Source organism: Streptomyces coryli (assembly GCF_011044975.1).
GTDB classification, from domain to species: Bacteria; Actinomycetota; Actinomycetes; order Streptomycetales; family Streptomycetaceae; genus Streptomyces; species Streptomyces coryli.
The window spans coordinates 1-20017 of sequence record NZ_JAAKZV010000147.1 but is presented as its reverse complement, the minus strand read 5'-3'; the positions used below and the strand labels follow the sequence as shown (position 1 = coordinate 20017).

Here is a 20017-nt window from a genome sequence, read left to right as displayed (position 1 = left end):
CCACCCGGCCCACCCGTCGACGAGGACGACGAATGGTGACCCGTGGGTGACATCGCCAAAGGCGTGCTCGGTGGGGCGTGGACCCTGCTGGTCGGCTGGATTCTGCCCTCGGCGCTCAACGTCGCCGTGTTCGTCTTCGCCGTCGCCCCCAGCCTGCGGACGGTGCCTCCGGTCCGGCAGCTGTGGCCGTCCACGCAGAGCGGCACCGGCCTGCTGCTGCTCGCCGCGTCCCTCCTGCTCGGCCTCGTCCTGAGTGCGCTGCAGACCTGGCTCTACCGGCTGCTGGAGGGCTACCTGCTCTGGCCCGACCTCCTCTACGCCCGCGCCTGCCGCAGGCGGACCCGGGCCAAGCACACGCTGCGCGACCGCCTCACCCTGCTGCGCCTGCAGCGGCGGGAGGACGAAGGACAGCTGGCCGAGGGCGAGACCGCGCAGCTGGCCGCCCTGCGCGCGGACCCGCGCATCCGCCGCGCCGCGAGCAGGGACCACCGGGCCTCGGCCATCAGACGATCGCTGCTGCGCGAGCGGCTGGCCCGCTATCCCGTGGCCGACGGGCAGATCGGCCCCACCCGGCTGGCCAACGCCATCCGCAGGTTCGAGGAGTACGGCTACGACCGGTACCGCCTGGACACCCAGACCATGTGGCACGAGCTCACCGCCACCGCCCCCGAACAGGCTCGTCGGAAGACCGAGCTCGCCCGCGCCAACGTCGACTTCTTCATCGCGCTGATCTACGGTCATGCCGCCGTCGCCGGCACCGCGCTGCTCACCCTCGGCTCGGCGGAGGCCGACCCTTCCGTGCTGCTGATCACGGCCGCCGTGCTCGGCTGCCTCACACCGCTCTGGTACCGCTCGGCCGTCGCCGCCACCGACGAGTGGGCCGCGGCCGTCCGGGCGCTGGTGAACACCGGGCGCAAGCCGCTGGCCGAGTCGCTGGGGCTCGTACTGCCGCGGGATGTGGAGCGCGAACGGGAGATGTGGTCGCTGGTGACAAAGATGTCGCGGCTGCCGTACCACGAGCGGGCAGCGGCCCTGGACGCGTTCCGGGCCGATCCGGATCAGGGGGCGCCCTGCCGGTGCCTCAGCCTATGACGCCCATCGCCGTCAGACCCCCCGCGGCGCCGAGCACCATGAAGGCCGGGCTGAGCACCTTCAGCTCCACCCAGCTCCCCGCCCGGAAGCGCATGAACTCCGGCGGCCCCAGCGGATACCACCGCTTCCGCCCGAGCGGGATCGGCCAGAGGATCGGGCAGCCGGACACGGTCAGCGCGTCGCCGACGCAGTGCACCAGGGAGCCGAGGACGATCGGCAGGCCGAGCCACAGGTACTCCTGACCGGGCTCGGTGAACAGCCAGTCCGAGCCGTTGCCCGGCTTGTCGAGCACCCCGGTGATGATCCACGCCGCGGCCGCGCCGAGCAGCCAGACCAGGATGTCGCTCGACATCCGGGCGGCCTTCCACAGCAGCCCCTCGATGGCCAGCACCATGTGCACGAAGAGGATGAAGAGCACCGCCCACCGGCCCCCGAGCACGGCCAGCGCCGAGAAGCCCGCCCCCATCAGCGCGGCCCACAGCCAGGTGTGCGTCAGCGTGCGGTGACCGCCCGACCGGCGCGGGTCCCCCGGCTTCCTGGTCGCCTTATAGGTGGCGTACGAAAGCTTGTCGATGATCCCGCAGAGGACCCGGGACAGCGGCCCGAAGGCCCGCGATATCGTCGCCGACTTGTGGTCCAGATCCGGCGCCAGCGCCGCGCCGGAACAGATCAGCGCCCCGACCACCAGCACCGGCCACGGCATCCCGTGCCCGGCCGCCGTCGCCGCCGCACCCACCCCCAGCCATGCGGCCGCCCCCGAAAGTGAATGCGCCGGCCCCATCATGCGATTCCCCACCCCTTTGCAGCTGTCCCGTACCGCTGGGCGCACACCCTAGCGCGGATGATCTTCGCCGCGGAGGGCGGTTCCCCGGATCGGGGTCGAAGAAGGCAAGATGGGGTGCGTGACCCTTATCGATCAGCTGCCGCCGACCCCCGACCCCGACGCCCTCTTCGAAGCCTTCTCGGGCTGGGCGGAGGAGCGTGGTATCACCCTGTACCCGGCACAGGAGGAGGCGCTGATCGAGGTGGTCTCGGGTGCGAACGTCATCCTGTCCACTCCCACCGGGTCCGGTAAGTCGCTCGTCGCCGCCGGCGCGCATTTCACCGCCCTCGCCGCCGACAAGGTCACCTTCTACACCGCCCCGATCAAGGCCCTGGTCAGCGAGAAGTTCTTCGAGCTGTGCAAGATGTTCGGCACCGAGAACGTCGGCATGCTCACCGGCGACGCCTCCGTCAACGCCGACGCCCCCGTCATCTGCTGCACCGCCGAAGTCCTCGCCTCCATCGCACTGCGCGACGGCAAGCACGCGGACATCGGCCAGGTGGTGATGGACGAGTTCCACTTCTACGCGGAGGGCGACCGCGGCTGGGCCTGGCAGATCCCGCTGCTGGAGCTGCCGCAGGCGCAGTTCATCCTCATGTCGGCCACGCTCGGCGACGTATCGCGCTTCGAGGAGGACCTCACCCGCCGCACCGGCCGCCCCACGGCGGTCGTACGCTCCGCCACCCGCCCGGTGCCGCTGTCGTACGAATACCAGCGCACCCCGATGACGGAGACCATCACCGAGCTGCTGTCCTCCCAGCAAGCCCCCGTCTACATCGTGCACTTCACCCAGGCGCAGGCGGTCGAGCGCGCGCAGGCGCTGATGAGCATCAACATGTGCACCAAGGAGGAGAAGCAGCAGATCGCCGACCTGATCGGCAACTTCCGCTTCACCACCCGCTTTGGCAAGAACCTCTCCCGCTACGTCCGCCACGGCATCGGCGTGCACCACGCCGGCATGCTGCCCAAGTACCGCCGCCTGGTGGAGAAGCTGGCACAGGCCGGGCTGCTGAAGGTCATCTGCGGCACGGACACCCTCGGCGTCGGCGTCAACGTGCCCATCCGCACGGTCCTCTTCACCGCCCTGACGAAGTACGACGGCAACCGGGTGCGCACGCTGCGCGCCCGCGAGTTCCACCAGATCGCGGGCCGCGCGGGCCGCGCCGGCTTCGACACCGCCGGCCTCGTCGTCGCCCAGGCGCCCGAGCACGTCATCGAGAACGACAAGGCCCTCGCCAAGGCGGGTGACGACCCGAAGAAGCGCCGCAAGGTGGTCAGGAAGAAGGCGCCGGAGGGCTTCGTCAACTGGAGCGAGGACACCTTCACCAAGCTCATCGAATCCGAGCCGGAGCCGCTGACCTCCCGCTTCCGCGTCACCCACGCGATGCTGCTGAGCGTCATCGCCCGCCCGGGCAACGCCTTCGAGGCGATGCGCCACCTCCTCGAGGACAACCACGAGCCGCGCAAGCAGCAGCTCCGCCACATCCGCCGCGCCATCGCCATCTACCGCTCGCTGCTCGACGGCGGCGTGGTGGAACAGCTCGACAAGCCGGACGCCGAGGGCCGCATCGTCCGCCTGACGGTCGACCTGCAGGAGAACTTCGCGCTCAACCAGCCGCTGTCCACCTTCGCCCTCGCCACCTTCGACGTTCTCGACCCGGAATCCCCGTCGTACGCCCTGGACATGGTCTCGGTCGTCGAGTCCACGCTGGACGACCCGCGGCAGATCCTGCACGCCCAGCAGAACAAGGCGAAGGGCGAGGCCGTCGCGCAGATGAAGGCGGACGGCGTCGAATACGAGGACCGGATGGAGCGGCTGATGGATATCACGTATCCGAAGCCCCTCGAAGAGCTGCTCTTCCACGCGTACGGGCTCTACCGCAAGGACCACCCGTGGGTCGGCGACCACCCGCTGTCGCCGAAGTCCGTCATCCGCGACATGTACGAGCGGGCCATGACCTTCAGCGAGTTCGTCTCCTTCTACGAGCTGGCCCGCACCGAGGGCATCGTGCTGCGCTACCTGGCCTCCGCGTACAAGGCCCTCGAGCACACCGTCCCGGACGAGAAGAAGTCCGAGGAGTTCCAGGACATCATCGCCTGGCTCGGCGAGATGGTGCGCCAGGTGGACTCCTCGCTGCTGGACGAGTGGGAGCAGCTGGCCAACCCGGAGGAGGAGTCCGCGGAGGAGGCGATGGAGCACGCGGACGAGGTCAAGCCGGTCACCGCCAACCACCGCGCCTTCCGCGTCCTGGTCCGCAACGCGCTCTTCCGCCGGGTGGAGCTGGCCGCGCTCGACAACGCCGACGAACTCGGTGCGATGGACGAGGAGTCGGGCTGGGACGCCGAGCGCTGGGGCGAGGCGCTGGACGCGTACTGGGACGAGTACGAGGACCTGGGCACCGGCCCGGACGCCCGCGGCCCGAAGCTGCTGCAGATCACCGAGGAGCCGGAGCACAACCTCTGGCGGGTCCGGCAGACCTTCGACGACCCGAACGACGACCACGACTGGGGCATCAGCGGCGAGGTCGACCTGGCGGCGTCGGACGCGGAGGGCCGGGCAGTGGTGCGGGTGACGGATGTGGGCCGGCTGACCGCCTGACCCTCAGCGCACCTTCCTGAACAGCCCTTCCTGCATTACGGATACGAGCAGATTCCCGCCGCGGTCGAAGATCTGGCCGCGGGCCAGCCCGCGTCCGCCGGTCGCGATCGGCGACTCCTGCTGGTAGAGGAACCACTCGTCCGCCCGGAACGGCCGGTGGAACCACATCGCGTGGTCCAGCGACGCCATGTCGAAGCCACGCGGCCCCCACAGCGGCTCGACGGGCAGCCGTACCGCGTCGAGCAGCGTCATGTCGGACGCGTACGTGACCGCGCAGGTGTGCACGAGCGGGTCGTCGCCGAGGTGGCCGAGTGCCCGCATCCATACGGCGCTGCGCGGCTCGACGCCCTCCAGCTCCTCGCGGGTCCAGCGCAGCCGGTCGACGTACCGGATGTCGAAGGACTGGCGGCGCTCCATCCGCTGCATGGCCTGCGGGAGTTCGCCGAGGTGGTCGCGCATCTCGTCGGCGAGGCGGGGCAGCGACTCCGGCTCGGGGACGTCGGGCATCGGGGCCTGGTGCTCGAAGCCCGGCTCCGGGAGGTGGAAGGAGGCGGTGAGGTTGAAGATGGTCTTGCCCTGCTGGACGGCGACCACGCGGCGGGTGGTGAAGGAGCGGCCGTCGCGGACCCGCTCGACCTGGTAGACGATCGGCACGCCCGGGATGCCGGGGCGCAGGAAGTAGGCGTGCAGCGAGTGCACCGGCCGGTCGCCTTCGGTGGTGCGCCCTGCCGCGACGAGCGCCTGCCCGGCGACCTGACCGCCGAAGACGCGCTGCAGCGACTCCTGGGGGCTGCGGCCGCGGAAGATGTTCAGCTCGATCTGCTCCAGGTCGAGCAGATCGACGAGGCGGTCGGCCGGGTTGGTGGGGGTCGTCATGGCTGCTCACCTTACGCTTTCCGGTCAGGAGGAGAACTGATGGCACGAGCAGGACTGTCCGCCGACCGCCTGGTCCTGGCCGGGGCGGAGCTGGCCGACGAGGCGGGCTTCGACCAGGTCACGCTCACGGCGCTGGCCAGGCATTTCGACGTCAAGGTAGCGAGCCTGTACGCGCACGTGAAGAACTCCCAGGACCTGCGCACCCGGATCACCCTCCTCGCCCTGGAGGAGCTCGCCGACCGGGCCGAGGACGCGCTCGCCGGCCGCGCGGGCAAGGCCGCGCTGGCCGCCCTGGGCGGGGTCTACCGCGACTACGCCCGCCAGCACCCGGGCCGCTGGGCGGCGGCCCAGCAGCGCCTCGACTCCGAGACGGCGGCGGCGAGCGCGGGCGTGCGGCACGCGCGGATGACGCGGGCGCTGCTGCGCGGGTACGCCATCGAGGAGCCGGATCAGACGCATGCGGTGCGGCTGCTGGGCAGCGTCTTCAGCGGGTACGTGGGGCTGGAGCTGGGGGGCGGCTTCGATCACAGCGCACCGGATACGGACGAGACGTGGGCGCGGATCATGGATGCCCTGGACGCGCTGCTGCGTAACTGGCCGGCTGCCTGAACTCGCTCCTCAACGCCTGAACGTCGCAACGCCTGATCGCCTGATCGCCTGAACGTCGGAATGGAAAGATCCTTGATCACCACCCCCCTCACCCCGGACCTCATCCGCGGCGCCATCGACGTCGAGTCCACCGAACTCGGCCTGCTGCCGCACCGCCTGCCCGCTCGCGCCCGCGCGCAGTACGCGGACCCGCAGCTCGCCATGGTGGAGTCGCAGCCCTCGGGCGTACGACTCGTCTTCCGCACCCGCGCCACGGCGATCGAGCTGGACACGGTCCCCACCAAGCGCGTGTACGTGGGCGCCCCGCCGCGCCCGGACGGTGTCTACGACCTCGTCGTCGACGGCCGCCTGACCGGACAGGCGAGCGTGACCGGCGGCAACGTCCTGACCATCGACATGGCTGCGGGCACGACCACGCAGGAGTCGGGCCCCCTCGGCACCGCCCGCTTCACCGGGCTCCCCGACGGCGACAAGGACATCGAGATCTGGCTGCCGCACAACGAGACCACCGAGCTCGTCGCGCTGCGTACCGACGCGCCCGTCTCGCCCGCCCCCGAATCGGGCCGCAAGGTCTGGCTGCACCACGGCAGTTCGATCAGCCACGGCACCGACGCGGCGCACCCGACCGGCACCTGGCCCGCGCTGGCCGCGGCGAGCGGCGGCGTGGACCTGGTCAACCTCGGCCTCGGCGGCAGCGCGCTGCTCGACCCGTTCACCGCGCGGGCGATGCGCGACACCCCGGCCGACCTGATCAGCGTCAAGCTCGGCATCAACATCGTCAACGCCGACCTGATGCGGCTGCGCGCCTTCGGCCCGGCCGTGCACGGCTTCCTCGACACCATCCGCGAGGGGCACCCGACCACACCGCTGCTGCTGGTCTCCGCCATCCTGTGCCCCATCCACGAGCGCACACCGGGCCCGGCCGCCCCTGACATGGAGGCGATGAGCACCGGCCGGGTCGCCTTCCGTGCGGCCGGTGACCCCGAGGAAGTGGCGGCGGGCAAGCTGACGCTGACGGTCATCCGCGAGGAGCTGTCCCGTATCGCCCGGCAGCGCGCCGTGGACGATCCCCACCTGCACTACCTCGACGGCCGCGAGCTGTACGGCGACGCCGACGCCGCCGAACTCCCGCTGCCCGACGAGCTGCACCCGGACGCGGCGACCCACCGGCGCATCGGCGAACGCTTCGCCAAGCTCGTGTTCGCCGAGGGTGGCGCTTTCGAGGCGGAACCGGTCTAGCCTGCGAGGTCGCCCTGGGCGATGGCCTTGTCGACGGTGACGCGGACGAGCAGCTCCCCGGGGACGCCGTTGCGCTTGCCGAATTCCTCGCCGCGATCCTCACCCATGTAGCGGGCGCCGATACGGGTCGCCCACCGCACCATGTCGTCGAGGTCCTCGGAGAGCGTGGCCCGTCCGAAGAGGGTGACGAAGGCGAAGGGCGGCGTGTCGTCGTCCACGCACAGCGCGACGCGGCCGTCCCGGGCCAGGTTCCGGCCCTTGACGGTCTCGACGCCCGTGTTGAACACGACGTCGTCGCCGTCCAGTACGAACCACACCGGCGCGACGTGCGGGCTGCCGTCGGCGCGTACGGTCGCGAGCTTGGCGGTGCGGGTGCCTTCGGAGACGAAGGCGTGCCACTCGTCCTTGGTCATCTGATGTGCCATGCCCTCACGTTATCCACAGAGGGTCGTGAGCGCCTGCGGTGGGTGCGTAGCGTCGCTACGGAAAGTAACCGGACCGGAGGCGGGGGATGGCGATGGATACGACGGCGATGGATACGACCGCGATGGACCCGAAGCCGGCGGTGCCGGGCAGCGGGGCGCCGGAGAGTGCGGCGGCCGGCGAGCTGGTGCCGCTGCGGCAGGCCGCGGGCGAGCTGGAGCTGAAGCCACGGGAGCTGGCGCTGGCGGTGGAGCTGGGGCAGCTGCGGGTGGTGACGAAGGAGCCAGGGGTGCGGCGGGTGCCGCGGGCGGAGATCGGCCGGCTGCAGGCCGGCGAGGGCTTCCCCGAGGCGCTGCGCGCGCGGCTGCGGCTGGTGGGGACGCGGGAGGGTGCGGAGGTGCTGGGCGTGCCGCAGACGCGTTTCCTGCGGCTGGCCCGGGCGGGTTGCTTCGAGCCCGCGCGGTTCTATGTGAACCGCTATCGGGCGGTGGTGTGGCTGTATCCGGCGGCCGAGTTGGAGCGGTTCACCGACCGGGAGCCGGGGCTGCTCAAGGGGGCGCTGCCACCCGGGATCCGCGCGCTGCTAGCCGCGCATCCCGACTGGCGGCCGCGGAGCTGGCGGGCGCGCCGCTTCTCGCGGCTGGCCGACGCCGTCGACCCGTGGGAGCGGGCGGGCGCCGCGGCGGCGCTGCTGGATCCGGACGACGTGGCCGAGGTGGTGACGGACCCGTACGAGCGGGCGTATGTGCTCAGCCTGCGCCCGGACGTGATCGAGCCGGCGCCGGGCGGCAGCGCGGCCGCGCATGAGCTGGCGCTCGAGCTGTGCCGGGCGGATACGGAGGACGAGGTGCTCTGGTATCGGCTGACGCTGGCGATGGCGCTGGACGAGGCCCGCGAGGAGCGGGCCGCGCCGCGGCCCGCGTCGGTGCCGGCAGCGGCGGGCGACGGCGCGGACGAGCCTGCCGTGCGCAGCGGCTGGGGGTGGTTCCGGTGGCGCAGCCGTACCGAGGCGTGACGGCGGACCGCCGTCACCCCACCACCTCCGACTCCTCCTCCGCCCCGTCGAGCATCCGCTGGGTGTACATCCGCCCGGCGTACTCGACGAGCCGGATGAGCACCTCCTTGCCGGAGTCCTTGTCCCGGGCGTCGCACAGCACCACCGGCGTGCCCTTGTCCAGGTCGAGGGCGCGGGAGACCTCGTGGGCGCCGTAACTGCGGGAGCCGGGGAAGCAGTTCACCGCGACCAGGAAGGGGATGCTGCGATGCTCGAAATAGTCCACCGCCGGGAAGCAGTCCTGGAGCCTGCGGGTGTCGGCGAGCACCACCGCCCCGAGGGCGCCGGTGGCCAGCTCGTCCCACAGGAACCAGAAGCGGTCCTGGCCCGGCGTGCCGAAGAGATAGACCGCGAGCCCGCTCCTGATGGTGATCCGCCCGAAGTCCATGGCGACGGTCGTGGTGGTCTTCTGGTCGACCCCGCCGAGGTCGTCCACCGTCTGCCCGGCCTCGCTGAGCTGCTCCTCGGTGCGCAGCGGCCGGATCTCGCTCACGGAGCCGACCAGCGTGGTCTTGCCCACCCCGAAGCCCCCGGCGACCAGAATCTTCAGCGCCAGGGCGTCTTCCGTCGGGCGGGCCGCTCGGTCAGAGCGCGCGGAGTCCATCGATCACTTCTCTCAGGATCTTCTCGTCGGGCAGCTGAGCCGGCGGGACCGGCCTGCGCACGGTGATGTAGCCGAGTTCGAGCAGGTCGCCGAGGAGCACCCGGATGACGCCGACGGGCAGGTCGGTCTCGGCCGCCAGCTCGGCGACCGACTGCGTCTCGATCCGGCAGAGCTTGATCAACGACCGGTGCTCGGGGCCGAGCGCCGTCTCCTCGCCATGCCGCAAGGCGCCCTCGTCCACGTCGATCAGGGCGATGAAGTCGAAGCGTACGCTCGTCGGTCCCGGCCGGGTGCGGCCGCCCGTCATCGCGTACGGGCGGACCAGCGGGCCGGCCTCGGCGTCGTACCAGTGGCTGCCCTGCGGTGGCGTGTTGGGTGGCTGCGAGGTCATGTCGGCATCACCCCTGTCAGGCCTGGCCGTTCGGCGGTGGCTGGTGCGCCGCCGCTGCCCTGGGCGGGGTCTGCAGATGCTCGCCGACCCGTTTGACCAGCCGCGCCATCTCGTAGGCGATCAGGCCCATGTCGGCCTCCGCGGTGGCGAGCACGGCGAGGCAGGATCCCGCCCCGGCCGCGGCCACGAAGAGGAAGCCGTCGTCCATCTCGACCATGGTCTGGCGCACGCTGCCGGCGTTGAAGTGCCGCCCGGCGCCCTTGGCGAGGCTGTGGAACCCGGACGCGACGGCCGCCAGGTGCTCGGCGTCCTCCCGCGAGAGGGTGGCCGAAGCGCCGACCGCCAGGCCGTCGTTGGACAGCACGACGGCGTGCTGCGCCTCGGAGACGCGCGCCACCATGTCGTCCAGCAGCCAGTCGAGCTCACCGGAGCGGTGCGCGGGGCTGACCGTGCCCGGGTCGATCATCCTTCGTCTCCTTCGCTCGACGTGCTGCCTGCTCTGGACTCGCCGGACTTGCCGGCAGTGAGGCCGCCGCCGCGTACCCAGCCGCTGCGGTACGCCGCCATCCGGGCCCGCGCCTGCTCCGGAGAGCGGTCCCTTGGCGCGGGTCCGGAGTCCGGCCGGGGCCGGCGGGCGGCGGTCTCTGACCTCTTCTCGGTCTTCTCGGGCGTCTCCCGCAGCTGCGGGGCGAGGCTGGCCTGGCGCACCCGCTTGGGCAGCGCCTCGTCCGCGCCGGGCGGCGGGCCGTCGGTTCCGGCGCCATCGGCCTGTGCCGGGTCCGGCCCACCGCCCTGCGGGGGCGGCTGGAAGGGCTGCGGGTGGTGGGTGCGGGTGTCGCTGCGGTCCGGCGGTGCCGCCGGTGGACGGGGGGTGCGCGGCGGGCCCGGTGGACCGTCGCCGTTGCCGTTGCCGTTGCGGCCGACGCGCAGCTGCACGACGTCGTCGCGGCCGCCCAGGGCGGGGAGTTCCGGCCCGCCGCCCGTCAACGTCCCGCCCGCCATGACGCTTTCCGGCATCCGCTCGGCGCGGGCGGTCAGGCCGTGCGGCTCCTCGGCGGGCCCCGAGGCGCCCTTGCCGGCCTCGGGCGCGCCCGCCTGCAGCAGCGGCGTGGGCAGCAGCACGACCACGGTGGTGCCGCCGTACGGCGAGGCGCGCAGCGACACCTTGATGCCGTGCCGGGCGGCGAGCCGGCTGACCACGAAGAGGCCGAGCCGGTCGCTGTCGAAGAGGTCGAGCGCCTCGGACTGCCGGATCCGCTCGTTGGCGGCGTCCAGGGTCTCCTTGCCCATGCCGAGCCCGCGGTCCTCGATCTCCAGGACATAGCCGTTGCCGACCTGCTCGCCGTAGATGCGCACCTTGGTGTGCGGCGGCGAGAACTGGGTGGCGTTCTCGACGAGTTCGGCGAGCAGGTGGGTGAGGTCGGCGACGGCCGCGCCGACGACCGAGGCGTCGGGCAGCGACCGCACCTCGATCCGCGCGTAGTCCTCGACCTCGCTGACCGCGGCGCGCACGACGTTCTGCAGCGGTACGGGCATCCGCCAGGCGCGGCCAGGCGCGGAGCCGGAGAGGATGATGAGGCTCTCCGCGTGCCGCCGCATGCGCGTGGTCAGGTGGTCGAGGCGGAAGAGGTCCTCGAGCTCGTTCGGGTCGTCGGCGCGCCGCTCCATCGAGTCCAGCAGCGCCAGCTGCCGGTGCACCAGCACCTGGCTGCGGCGGGCGAGGTTGACGAACACCCCGGAGATGCCGCTGGCCAGCTCGGCACGCTCGACCGCGGCCGTCAGCGCCGCCCGGTGCACGGTGCTGAGCGCCTCGCTGACCTGCGCGATCTCATCGTCGCCGTGCACCTCCACCGGCGCCTCGGCATCGACGTCGATCTCCTGCCCGGCGCGCAGCCTGCGCATCGCGTCCGGCAGCTTGCGGCGGGCGAGTTCCAGCGCCGTATTGCGCAGGCTGACCAGCTCGACGACCAGGCCGCGGCCGATCCGGACGGAGATGATCAGAGCCGCGGCGACGGCGATCAGGCCGAGCACCACGGCCGCGCCGGCCCCGGTGAGCACCCCGCGGGTGAACGGGTCGTTGCGAGCGGCCGCGGCGGTCGCGGCATCGGTCTGCACATCGCGGTACGAGCTGAGCACGTCACCGAAGACGGTGTCCCAGTCGGCGGCGGACACGGCGGTCCCCGCGCCCCGGCCCGGCGGCGAGGCGGCAACCTTGTCCTCCAGCTCGCGCACCTCGCGATACGCGCCGCTGTCGGCGAACTCCTGCCACTGACCGCGCTCATCACTCCGCAGATCCGGTACGGCGGAGGCCTCCAGCTCCCGCCGCGTCTCCATGGCGCCGATGAACTGCCGGTGCTCCTTCGCCCCGAGCGACTTGTCCAGCTGCCCGGCGATGAGCAGCGCGTCCTCGCGCGCGAGCATCTCCCCGGCTCGGGCGAACTCGACCAGCACCCGCGCGTCGGAGGCGAGTTCGGGGTCCTGGATGCCGGAGAGCGCGCCGCTGACGCCGAAGGCCCGCTCGACGGCGCCGGTGTACGAGTCGTACGCCTCCCGCCACGGCACGCCGCCGTCGCGTATCCGCTCGCGCAGACCGCGCAGCTCGCCGACGCCCTTGACGAACGCGGTCATCCGCAGCGTCACGTCGCGCGGCAGGTCCTCGCCCTCGGCGACGGTGTGGTCCTTGTCGAGCCGCAGCCGGCGCACGGCACGGTCGGTGTCGCCGGACTCGCGGTCGAGGTCGTCGGCGCGGCTGTCGGTCGGGGCGGCGAGATAGCGGGCGGCGGCCCGGCGCTCGTCCTGCAGGGCGGCGACGGTGGCGCCGAGCGGTGCCCGCAGCTGCTCGTCGACGCGCTGCAGCTGGCGCAGCCGGGATATGTCCTGAGCGGTGGTGACGGTGGCGTAACCCCACAGCCCGATGAGGGAGACGACCGGCACCATGAGCACGCAGATGACCTTCGCCCGCACGGACTTGGGGCGCAGCTGCAGCTGCCGCGGCATCCGCGGCGGCGGACCGGAGGGCCCGGACGGCCCGGCGGGCGGCTGCTCCTCCCCGGCCGGCGGCAGATGGGTGCGGTCCCAGGGGGTGGGGTCCGGCGGCTCGTGCGCCGGCGGCCCGGCATGCGCCCGGCGGCCGCGTACCGGCGGCGGGGTGGGCCCGTTCGGCCCGGCCTGCTGCGCGCCCGGGGCCGAGGGCCCGGGGCCGGACGCGCCGTTGTCCGGCTTGCTGCGCGGCGTTCGCATTGCCACCCCTTTTTACGGTTGAGTTGCGGCGCCCGGACCGGGTGCGGCCGGGCTGGTGGTGCTGGGCGGTGCCGGTGGCATCAGGGCCATGGTCAGGGGATACGTCAAGGGGCGGCCCCCTCCGGCAGCCGCTGCGCGTTCACGGACGCGGCGCGCTCCTGGGCGCTCGGGGAGAGCGCGACGAAGGCGGAGGTGAGGAAGAGGTAGGAGCCGAGGCCGACGGCGAGGGGGAAGATGAACTGCATGGCCGTGGCCCCGGCCAGCACCTCCGCGGACGGCTTCACCACGACGCTCACCGAGGCCATGCCGGTGTAGTGCATGCTGCTGACGGCGGCGCCCATGACGAGCGAGGCCAGGCCGACCGCCACCGGGGAGTGGATGTTGAGCGCCGCCCAGAGCGCGGCGGTGGCGGCCACGACGGCGATCACGACGGACAGCGCGACCATGACCGGGTCGTACGAGATGTCGCCGTGCAGCTGGACGGCGGCCATGCCGATGTAGTGCATGCTGGCGACGCCGAGACCGGTGGTGAGCCCGCCGATGGTGAGCGAGCGCCCGCGCGACTTGCCGTAGCCGACGGCGAACACCCCGACCCCGACCACTGCCATGGCGACGACGAGGCTGAGCACGGTGAGCGGGACGTTGTAGCGCATTTCGGTGCCGCTGACGCTGAAGCCGAGCATGGCCACGAAGTGCATCGTCCAGATGCCGGTGCCGAGGGCGGAAGCGGCCGTGATCAGCCAGTTGCGCCGGGCCCGACCGGTCGCCGCCAGGGCGCGCACCGTGCAGCGCAGCCCGAGGGCGGAGCCGATGCAGGCCATGACGTACGACAGGAGGGGTGTCAACCACCCGAAGGTGGCGTGGTCCAGGTGTCCCATGACCACAGGACGCTAGTCCTGGTTAGGGCGTACGCCGGGGGCGCAGTAGAGAACCTGACCGAATTTGACAACTTCCTTGTCTCGAACGATCGATTCCGCAACGAACACGTGCACGGTTGTCAATTTACCGATGGCATATGCCCGGCGACTGTGAAGTGCTCTGCGCCGGAAGCGTTCCACCGGTGCACTCCGGGGGCACACTGGCAGGACCAGGGGGTGGTGCAGATGTTCGACAAATGGCGCGAGATCGCACGACGGAGAACGATCGCATCCGATCGGCCGGCGACCCCGGCGGACGCCGTGCCCGCACGGCGCCGGCCCAACCTCTTCGAGGCGGCGGCGACTTACGTGGCCGCCTGCGCGGACAACGACGAGGACCGCAGCGCCGAGGCGGCGCGCTGGGTCACCCCGGAGGCCATGGCCTTCGGGGTGAACGAACTCGCCTGCCGCGCCCTCATCGCGCTCGCACGCGAACGCGATGAGTCGCCGCAGACGGTGGCACGCTCGCTGCTCGACCTGCCGGCTGCGTGAGGCTTTAGCGCTCCAGCTCCTTGCGGGAGATCCTCTTCAGCCGCTTGCGCTGATTCGAGTCCAGCATCAGGTACGCGGCCGTCGGCACCCCGACGATCACCAGCAGCGCGATCCAGAAGGAGGTCATCCACCACAGCAGCAGCCCTACGGCCACTCCTCCGACGGCGACCTTGCCCCGATTGGTCATCTCTTCCGCCTCCTCCGCGGCCGACCGCCGCTCTCTCGGAATGAGAACGGACGTCGCGTCCCCCCGGTTCCTTTATCCCACGCGGAGCGGCTCTCCGACGTCATGCATGTGGAGGAGACCCTGCTTGTACGAGTCGACGAGCCCCGCCTCGGTGTACGGCAGGCCGACGGACTCGCAGTAGTCGCGCACCAGCGGCTGGGCGCGGCGCAGGTGCGGGCGCGGCATGTTCGGGAAGAGGTGGTGCTCGATCTGGTAGTTCAGGCCGCCGAGGAACCAGTCGGTGACCAGGCCGCCGCGGACGTTGCGCGAGGTGAGCACCTGGCGCTGCAGGTGGCCCCAGCGCTCGCCGGTGCCGTCGGGCATCTCCATGCCCTTGTGGTTCGGCGCGAAGGCCATGCCCAGGTGCAGCCCGAAGAGCGCGTGGTGGACGAGCGCGAAGACGATCGCCTTGCCGGGCGACATGGTGAGCAGCAGCAGCGTCACGTAGAGGGCGACGTGCGCGGCGAGCAGCGTCGCCTCGACCAGCCGCTCGCGCCCGGACTGCCGGCGCAGGTCCTGCCAGCCCGACACCTTGAGCGCGAAGCCCTCCAGGAGCAGCATCGGGAAGAACAGCCAGGCCTGGTTGCGGGTCAGCCAGCGGGCGAAGCCGGACCGCTCGGCCGCCTGCTCCTGCGTCCACACCAGCGCGCCGACGCCGACGTCGGGGTCCTTCTCGATGTGGTTGGGGTTGGCGTGGTGGCGGTTGTGCTTGTCGTTCCACCAGGCGTAGCTCATGCCGATGAGCAGGTTCCCGTGGAAGAGGCCGAGCAGCTTGTTGGAGCGGCGGGACTCGGCGATCTGGGCATGCCCCGAGTCGTGCCCGACGAAGGCGGTACGGGACGTGAACACAGCCAGCGGGGCAGCCAGCAGCAGCACCCACCAGGAGTGCCCGAGCAGCGCGACACCGGTGATCACGGCGGCGAGCGCGAGCAGATTGAACGCGATGCTTCGCGCGTACCAGCCTCTGCGGCGGCGGAGCAGCCCGTGCTCCTTCACCTGCCGCAGCAGCGGCGCGAAATCACTGCCCTGGGTCCGGGCAGGCGCGGGCAGGGTGGCAGCAGGCATGGAGTGTCTCCGCTCTCGTAGGGCGTATGACCAGGAACGCTACGGAGCGCGACGGGCCTTTGGCGCTGGCGTCACCACCCGAATGTGTCGGGGGTTTTCCCCCGTCTTCCCGGGTGGTGCCAGATACACCTGCGGGCCAGTGTGGCATGGATCACCGGACCGCCATTTGGCGGGGCCGGTGGCTTGGTTTACCCTCGGCAACCCGCTATTCAAACTTGAGGAGTGGTTCCGTACGTGAAGGGCACCGCCGAGCTCGCCCGCTGCGCCGCCGTCTTCCTGCCGGGCGACCCCGCTCGCACCGGCCGCCTCGCCTTCTGGCACCCCGACGTCCCGGACACGTCTCCCGCGTACGACGCCGGCGAGGCGGCCACTCTGGCCGTCGCCGTCCCCGAGGGCGGCACCCGCGAGGTCGCCGCGGTGCTGCTGCCCGTCGCCGACGCGCTGCCCGTGCTCACCCGCGCCCGCGCGACGCCCGGCGCCCACCCGGCCGCCGCCTTCTGGGGCGCCGCTGGGCATGACGCGGGGGTACGGGTCTCGCTGCGCGTCGAGATGGCCGAAGGCGCGGCGCAGGGGCCCGAGTTCACCGCCGTCGTGCAGCTGCACAGCGCCGCCGACCCCACCCGGGTCGCCGACGCGGCCGACGTATGGGCGGACGGCGCGGCGTTCGGCCCGCGCGCCCGTATGGACGCGCTGCTCACCCTGCGGCGCGCCGCGCGCGCCTGGGACGCGCTCACCCCGCTGCTGTCCGCCGCTGTCCCGGACGCGATCGAACTCGCCGACGACGAGCTCGCCGAGCTGCTCGGCCCGGCCGCCCGCGATCTTGCTGCGGCGGGCGTCCAGGTGCACTGGCCGAGGGATCTCACCCGGCATCTCACCACGCGCGCCGTGGTGGGCCCGCAGGACGACGAACGCGGCTCCGGGCTGCCGTCGTTCCTCTCCGCCGAGGCGCTGGTCGCCTTCAGCTGGCGCTTCGCGGTCGGCGACCAGGAGCTCTCCAAGGAGGAGTTGGAGCGGCTCGCGGAGGAGAGCCGCCCGGTGGTGCGGCTGCGGGACGAGTGGGTGCTCATCGACCCCGAGTCCGTACGCCGCGCGCTGGAGCGCAAGGACACCCAGCTCAGCCCCGTGGACGCGCTCGGCGCCGCCCTCACCGGCTCGGTCGAGGACGCCGGCGAACGCGTCGACGTGGCGGCGAGCGGCTGGCTGGACGCGCTTCGCGAACGCCTCGCCGACCCCGAGGCCGCCGACCGCACGCCGGTCGCCGCCCCCGCCGCCCTGGACGCCACCCTCCGCGACTACCAGCTCCGCGGCCTCGACTGGCTGCACCGCATGACCTCGCTCGGCCTCGGCGGCTGCCTCGCCGACGACATGGGCCTCGGCAAGACCATCACCCTCATCTCGCTGCACCTGCTGCGCCAGGAGCAGCCGGAGACCTCGGGCCCGACCCTGGTCGTGTGCCCGGCCTCGCTGATGGGCAACTGGCAGCGGGAGATCGAGAAGTTCGCCCCCGGCACCCCGGTGCGCCGCTTCCACGGCCCGGCGCGCAGCCTCGACGACCTGACGGCGGGCTTCGTGCTCACGACGTACGGGACGATGCGCCTGGATGCGCGGCGGCTGGCGGCCGCCGACTGGGGCATGGTGGTGGCGGACGAGGCGCAGCACGTCAAGAACCCGTTCTCGGCGACCGCGAAGGAGCTGCGCACCATCGGCGCGAAGGCGCGCGTGGCGCTGACCGGCACACCGGTGGAGAACAACCTCTCCGAGCTCTGGGCCATCCTCGACTGGACCACGCCGGGCCTGCTCGGCTCGCTGGCGTCGTTCCGCGCCCGCTACGCCGAGGCCGCGGAGGGCGGCGTGGACCCGGCCGCCGCTGAGCGGCTCGGCAAGCTCGTACGCCCCTTCCTCCTCCGCCGCCGCAAGTCCGACCCCGGCATCGCGCCGGAGCTGCCGCCGAAGACCGAGACGGACCGGGCCGTCGCGCTCACGCCCGAGCAAGTGGGCCTGTACGAGGCGATGGTGCGCGAGACGCTCGCGAAGATCTCCGCGGCCGACGACATGGCGCGCCGCGGACTGATCATGAAGCTGATGACGGCGCTCAAGCAGATCTGCAACCACCCGGCGCAGTACCTCAAGGAGGACCGCCCGCGCATCCCCGGCCGCTCGGGGAAGCTGGAGCTGCTCGACGAACTGCTGGACGTGGTCCTCGCCGAGGACGCGAGCGTGCTGGTCTTCACGCAGTACGTGCAGATGGCCCGGCTGCTCGAGCGGCACCTGGCGGCGCGCGGCGTACCGGCGCAGCTGCTGCACGGCGGCACGCCGGTGCCGGAGCGGGAGGCGATGGTGGAGCGCTTCCAGGCGGGCGAAGTGCCGGTCTTCCTGCTGTCGTTGAAGGCGGCGGGCACGGGCCTGAACCTGACCCGGGCGGAGCATGTCGTGCACTACGACCGCTGGTGGAACCCGGCGGTCGAGGCGCAGGCGACGGACCGCGCGTACCGCATCGGCCAGACGCAGCCGGTCCAGGTCCACCGCCTCATCGCCGAGGGCACGATCGAGGACCGCATCGCCGAGATGCTGACCCGCAAGCAGGGGCTCGCGGACGCCGTCCTGGGCGCCGGCGAGGCCGCGTTCACCGAACTGTCCGACGCCGACCTGGCGGAACTGGTCGAGCTGCGAGGGGGCAACGCCTGATGACTGCCGACGAGATCGTCTTCGAGGCCCTGCCGCCGGCGAGCGGCCGCGGCTTCGCACAGACCTGGTGGGGCCAGGCGTGGCTGAAGGCGCTGGAGGCCTCGGTGCTGGACAGCAGGCTGCTGCTCAAGGGCCGCAAGCTGGCGCGGGCGGGGGCGGTGGGCGCGGTGTCGGTGCGCCCTGGACGGCTCACCTCCGTGGTCCAGACCCGGGACCGCACCGAGCACCGCGCGGATGTGCTGGTGCAGCGGCTGACGGACGCGGACTGGGACCGGCTGCTGGACGTGATCGCCGACCGCGCCGGCCACATCGCGGCGCTCCTGGACCGCGACATGCCCCCGCAACTGGTCGAGGACGCGGCAGCGGCCGGCGTCGACCTGCTCCCGGGCATCGGCGACCTGCAGCCGGAGTGCGGCTGCGACGAGTGGGAGGACTGCGAGCACACGGCGGCGCTGTCGTACCAAGTGGCGCGACTGCTGGACCGGGACCCGTTCATCCTGCTGCTGATGCGCGGCCGGGGGGAGCGGGACCTGCTGGCGGAGCTGCAGTCGCGGAGCGCGATGCGGGCGTCGGCGCCGGCGGGGTCGGCGGTGGAGGAGGAATCGGCGGGTGTGCGGGTGGCGGAGGCTTTTGCTGCTCCGGTGCCGGAACTTCCGGCTCCGCCGCCGGTGGTGAGGGAGCCGGGGGCGATGCCGGTGCTGTCCGCTGATACGGATCCGGCGCCTGGGGTGGAGGTGGCCGCGCTGGAATTCCTGGTGGCGGACACGGCGGGGCGGGCGCAACGGTGGCTGGCGGCGGCGCTGTCACCGGGGCATGCGGAGTCGGCGGTGCCGGTCGAGCTCACGGAGGGTGAGGATGCGGTGCGCCTGGCGGCGGGCGGGGCGGATATCCGTATCACCGCGCGGCTGGCGAAAGGCTCGACCCGCGACCGGGGCGCGATGGACCGGGCGGTACGGGCGTGGGGTTACGGGGGCGCGGCGGCGTTGGACGTGCTGGAGTCGGAGTGGACCCCGGACGCGGCATCGCTGGCGCGGGCCCGGGACCAACTGGCGACGGCGTGGCCGGACGAGACAGCTCCGCCTGCGCGCGCCACGCGCAACCGGTGGACCCTGACCGGCACGAACATGCAGCTCCGGTACGGGCGGGATGGCCGCTGGTGGCCGTACCGGAAGGAGCGGGGAGCGTGGTGGCCCGCGGGACCGGCGGATCGGGATCCGGCGGGGGCGCTGGGGGCGTTGGGGGCGTTGCGCGACGAGCTCGGGACGACGGGGGCGGACCCGGCCGACCAGTAGTGACGGTCAGCCTGCCGGGCGCCCGCCACGCTTCGCGGCTCCGCCGCAAAGAAGGGCTGGCTACGGGAAGGGAGGGGGCCGGGGCTCGGCAGCGCTGCCGACCGGCGGTTGGGCCGGGGGCATGGCGTGGCCCAGGGGCGGTTAGACCTGGGGCAGTCCGAGGCCCTGGGGCCGTTGGCCCTGGGGCCGTTGGGCCTGGGGCCGTTGGGTCCGGAGCAGTCCGGGCCTGGAGGCGGGCCCGCCCTGGCGGCAGTCGGGCTGGGGCGGTCCGGGCAGGTTTGGCCAGTCCGAGCCGGGGGCGGCAGTCCGGGCCGGGAGCGGTCGAAGCTGAGGCAGTCCGGCCTACCGGCGGTCAGGCCTGGTCAGTCCCGGCCCCAGGCAGTCCCGGTC

At 72.4% G+C, this 20017-nt stretch carries 18 protein-coding genes; 8 read left to right on the top strand and 10 right to left on the bottom strand.

The window, feature by feature from the left end:
- Positions 1-42: 42 nt before the first annotated feature.
- Positions 43-1092, top strand: a complete 1050-nt coding sequence (locus G5C51_RS26970; RefSeq protein WP_165240828.1) for a hypothetical protein — start codon at positions 43-45, stop codon at positions 1090-1092.
- Here G5C51_RS26970 and G5C51_RS26965 read toward each other — a convergent pair.
- Positions 1082-1876, bottom strand: a complete 795-nt coding sequence (locus tag G5C51_RS26965) for a metal-dependent hydrolase (protein ID WP_165240827.1) — start codon at positions 1874-1876, stop codon at positions 1082-1084. The genes G5C51_RS26970 and G5C51_RS26965 overlap by 11 nt on opposite strands.
- Positions 1877-1994: 118 nt before the next feature.
- Between G5C51_RS26965 and G5C51_RS26960 the strand changes: the two genes are divergently transcribed.
- Positions 1995-4514: a DUF3516 domain-containing protein gene (locus G5C51_RS26960; RefSeq protein ID WP_165240826.1), complete on the top strand. Its 2520-nt coding sequence runs from the start codon at positions 1995-1997 to the stop codon at positions 4512-4514.
- A gap of 3 nt (positions 4515-4517) precedes the next feature.
- Here G5C51_RS26960 and G5C51_RS26955 read toward each other — a convergent pair whose 3' ends face one another.
- Positions 4518-5390, bottom strand: coding sequence for an acyl-CoA thioesterase (locus G5C51_RS26955; protein WP_165240825.1), 873 nt, complete (start codon positions 5388-5390; stop codon positions 4518-4520).
- Positions 5391-5429: 39 nt separating this feature from the next.
- On the opposite strand from G5C51_RS26955, the gene G5C51_RS26950 reads away from it, so the two are divergent.
- Complete coding sequence (locus G5C51_RS26950; protein ID WP_165240824.1) at positions 5430-5999, top strand: TetR/AcrR family transcriptional regulator; 570 nt, start codon at positions 5430-5432, stop codon at positions 5997-5999.
- Between the two features lie 60 nt (positions 6000-6059).
- Entirely contained in the window at positions 6060-7238 is a 1179-nt protein-coding gene (locus tag G5C51_RS26945; protein ID WP_165240823.1) for a GDSL-type esterase/lipase family protein, read from the top strand.
- On the opposite strand, the gene G5C51_RS26940 is transcribed toward G5C51_RS26945, so the two are convergent.
- The gene (locus G5C51_RS26940) at positions 7235-7663 is read right to left on the bottom strand and encodes a PPOX class F420-dependent oxidoreductase (RefSeq protein ID WP_165240822.1); all 429 of its coding nucleotides are present in this window, start codon (positions 7661-7663) and stop codon (positions 7235-7237) included. The genes G5C51_RS26945 and G5C51_RS26940 overlap by 4 nt on opposite strands.
- 107 nt (positions 7664-7770) lie before the next feature.
- Between G5C51_RS26940 and G5C51_RS26935 the strand changes: the two genes are divergently transcribed.
- Entirely contained in the window at positions 7771-8676 is a 906-nt protein-coding gene (locus G5C51_RS26935; protein WP_165240821.1) for a DUF6397 family protein, read from the top strand.
- A 13-nt stretch (positions 8677-8689) separates the two neighbouring features.
- Here the strand turns inward: G5C51_RS26935 and G5C51_RS26930 are convergent, their stop codons facing one another.
- The 5 genes from G5C51_RS26930 to G5C51_RS26910 form a co-directional block, all read right to left on the bottom strand.
- Positions 8690-9319: a GTP-binding protein gene (locus G5C51_RS26930; RefSeq protein WP_165240820.1), complete on the bottom strand. Its 630-nt coding sequence runs from the start codon at positions 9317-9319 to the stop codon at positions 8690-8692.
- Positions 9300-9710 carry a DUF742 domain-containing protein gene (locus tag G5C51_RS26925; RefSeq protein WP_165240819.1) on the bottom strand — a complete coding sequence of 137 codons (411 nt, stop codon included), beginning with the start codon at positions 9708-9710 and terminating at the stop codon, positions 9300-9302. Before G5C51_RS26925 ends, G5C51_RS26930 begins: the two co-directional genes overlap by 20 nt.
- Positions 9711-9726: 16 nt before the next feature.
- Complete coding sequence (locus G5C51_RS26920; RefSeq protein WP_165240818.1) at positions 9727-10176, bottom strand: roadblock/LC7 domain-containing protein; 450 nt, start codon at positions 10174-10176, stop codon at positions 9727-9729.
- On the bottom strand, positions 10173-12950 hold the full coding sequence (locus G5C51_RS26915) for a sensor histidine kinase (protein WP_165240817.1): 2778 nt from the start codon (positions 12948-12950) through the stop codon (positions 10173-10175). The genes G5C51_RS26920 and G5C51_RS26915 overlap by 4 nt, the downstream gene beginning before the upstream one ends.
- Positions 12951-13054: 104 nt before the next feature.
- The gene (locus G5C51_RS26910; RefSeq protein ID WP_165240816.1) at positions 13055-13828 is read right to left on the bottom strand and encodes an MHYT domain-containing protein; all 774 of its coding nucleotides are present in this window, start codon (positions 13826-13828) and stop codon (positions 13055-13057) included.
- A 225-nt stretch (positions 13829-14053) separates the two neighbouring features.
- Between G5C51_RS26910 and G5C51_RS26905 the strand changes: the two genes are divergently transcribed.
- A complete protein-coding gene (locus G5C51_RS26905; protein WP_165240815.1) occupies positions 14054-14359 on the top strand; it encodes a hypothetical protein in 306 nt (101 codons plus the stop codon).
- Between the two features lie 4 nt (positions 14360-14363).
- Here G5C51_RS26905 and G5C51_RS26900 read toward each other — a convergent pair whose 3' ends face one another.
- Positions 14364-14546, bottom strand: coding sequence for a hypothetical protein (locus G5C51_RS26900; protein ID WP_165240814.1), 183 nt, complete (start codon positions 14544-14546; stop codon positions 14364-14366).
- 72 nt (positions 14547-14618) lie between these two features.
- A complete protein-coding gene (locus G5C51_RS26895) occupies positions 14619-15650 on the bottom strand; it encodes a fatty acid desaturase family protein (protein ID WP_165240813.1) in 1032 nt (343 codons plus the stop codon).
- Between the two features lie 234 nt (positions 15651-15884).
- On the opposite strand from G5C51_RS26895, the gene G5C51_RS26890 reads away from it, so the two are divergent.
- Both G5C51_RS26890 and G5C51_RS26885 read left to right on the top strand, forming a co-directional pair.
- Positions 15885-18335 (top strand): SNF2-related protein, encoded by a 2451-nt coding sequence (locus G5C51_RS26890; RefSeq protein WP_165240812.1) that lies wholly within the window; start codon positions 15885-15887, stop codon positions 18333-18335.
- Entirely contained in the window at positions 18335-19627 is a 1293-nt protein-coding gene (locus tag G5C51_RS26885) for an SWIM zinc finger family protein (RefSeq protein ID WP_165240811.1), read from the top strand. Before G5C51_RS26890 ends, G5C51_RS26885 begins: the two co-directional genes overlap by 1 nt.
- Positions 19628-20017 lie beyond the last annotated feature (390 nt).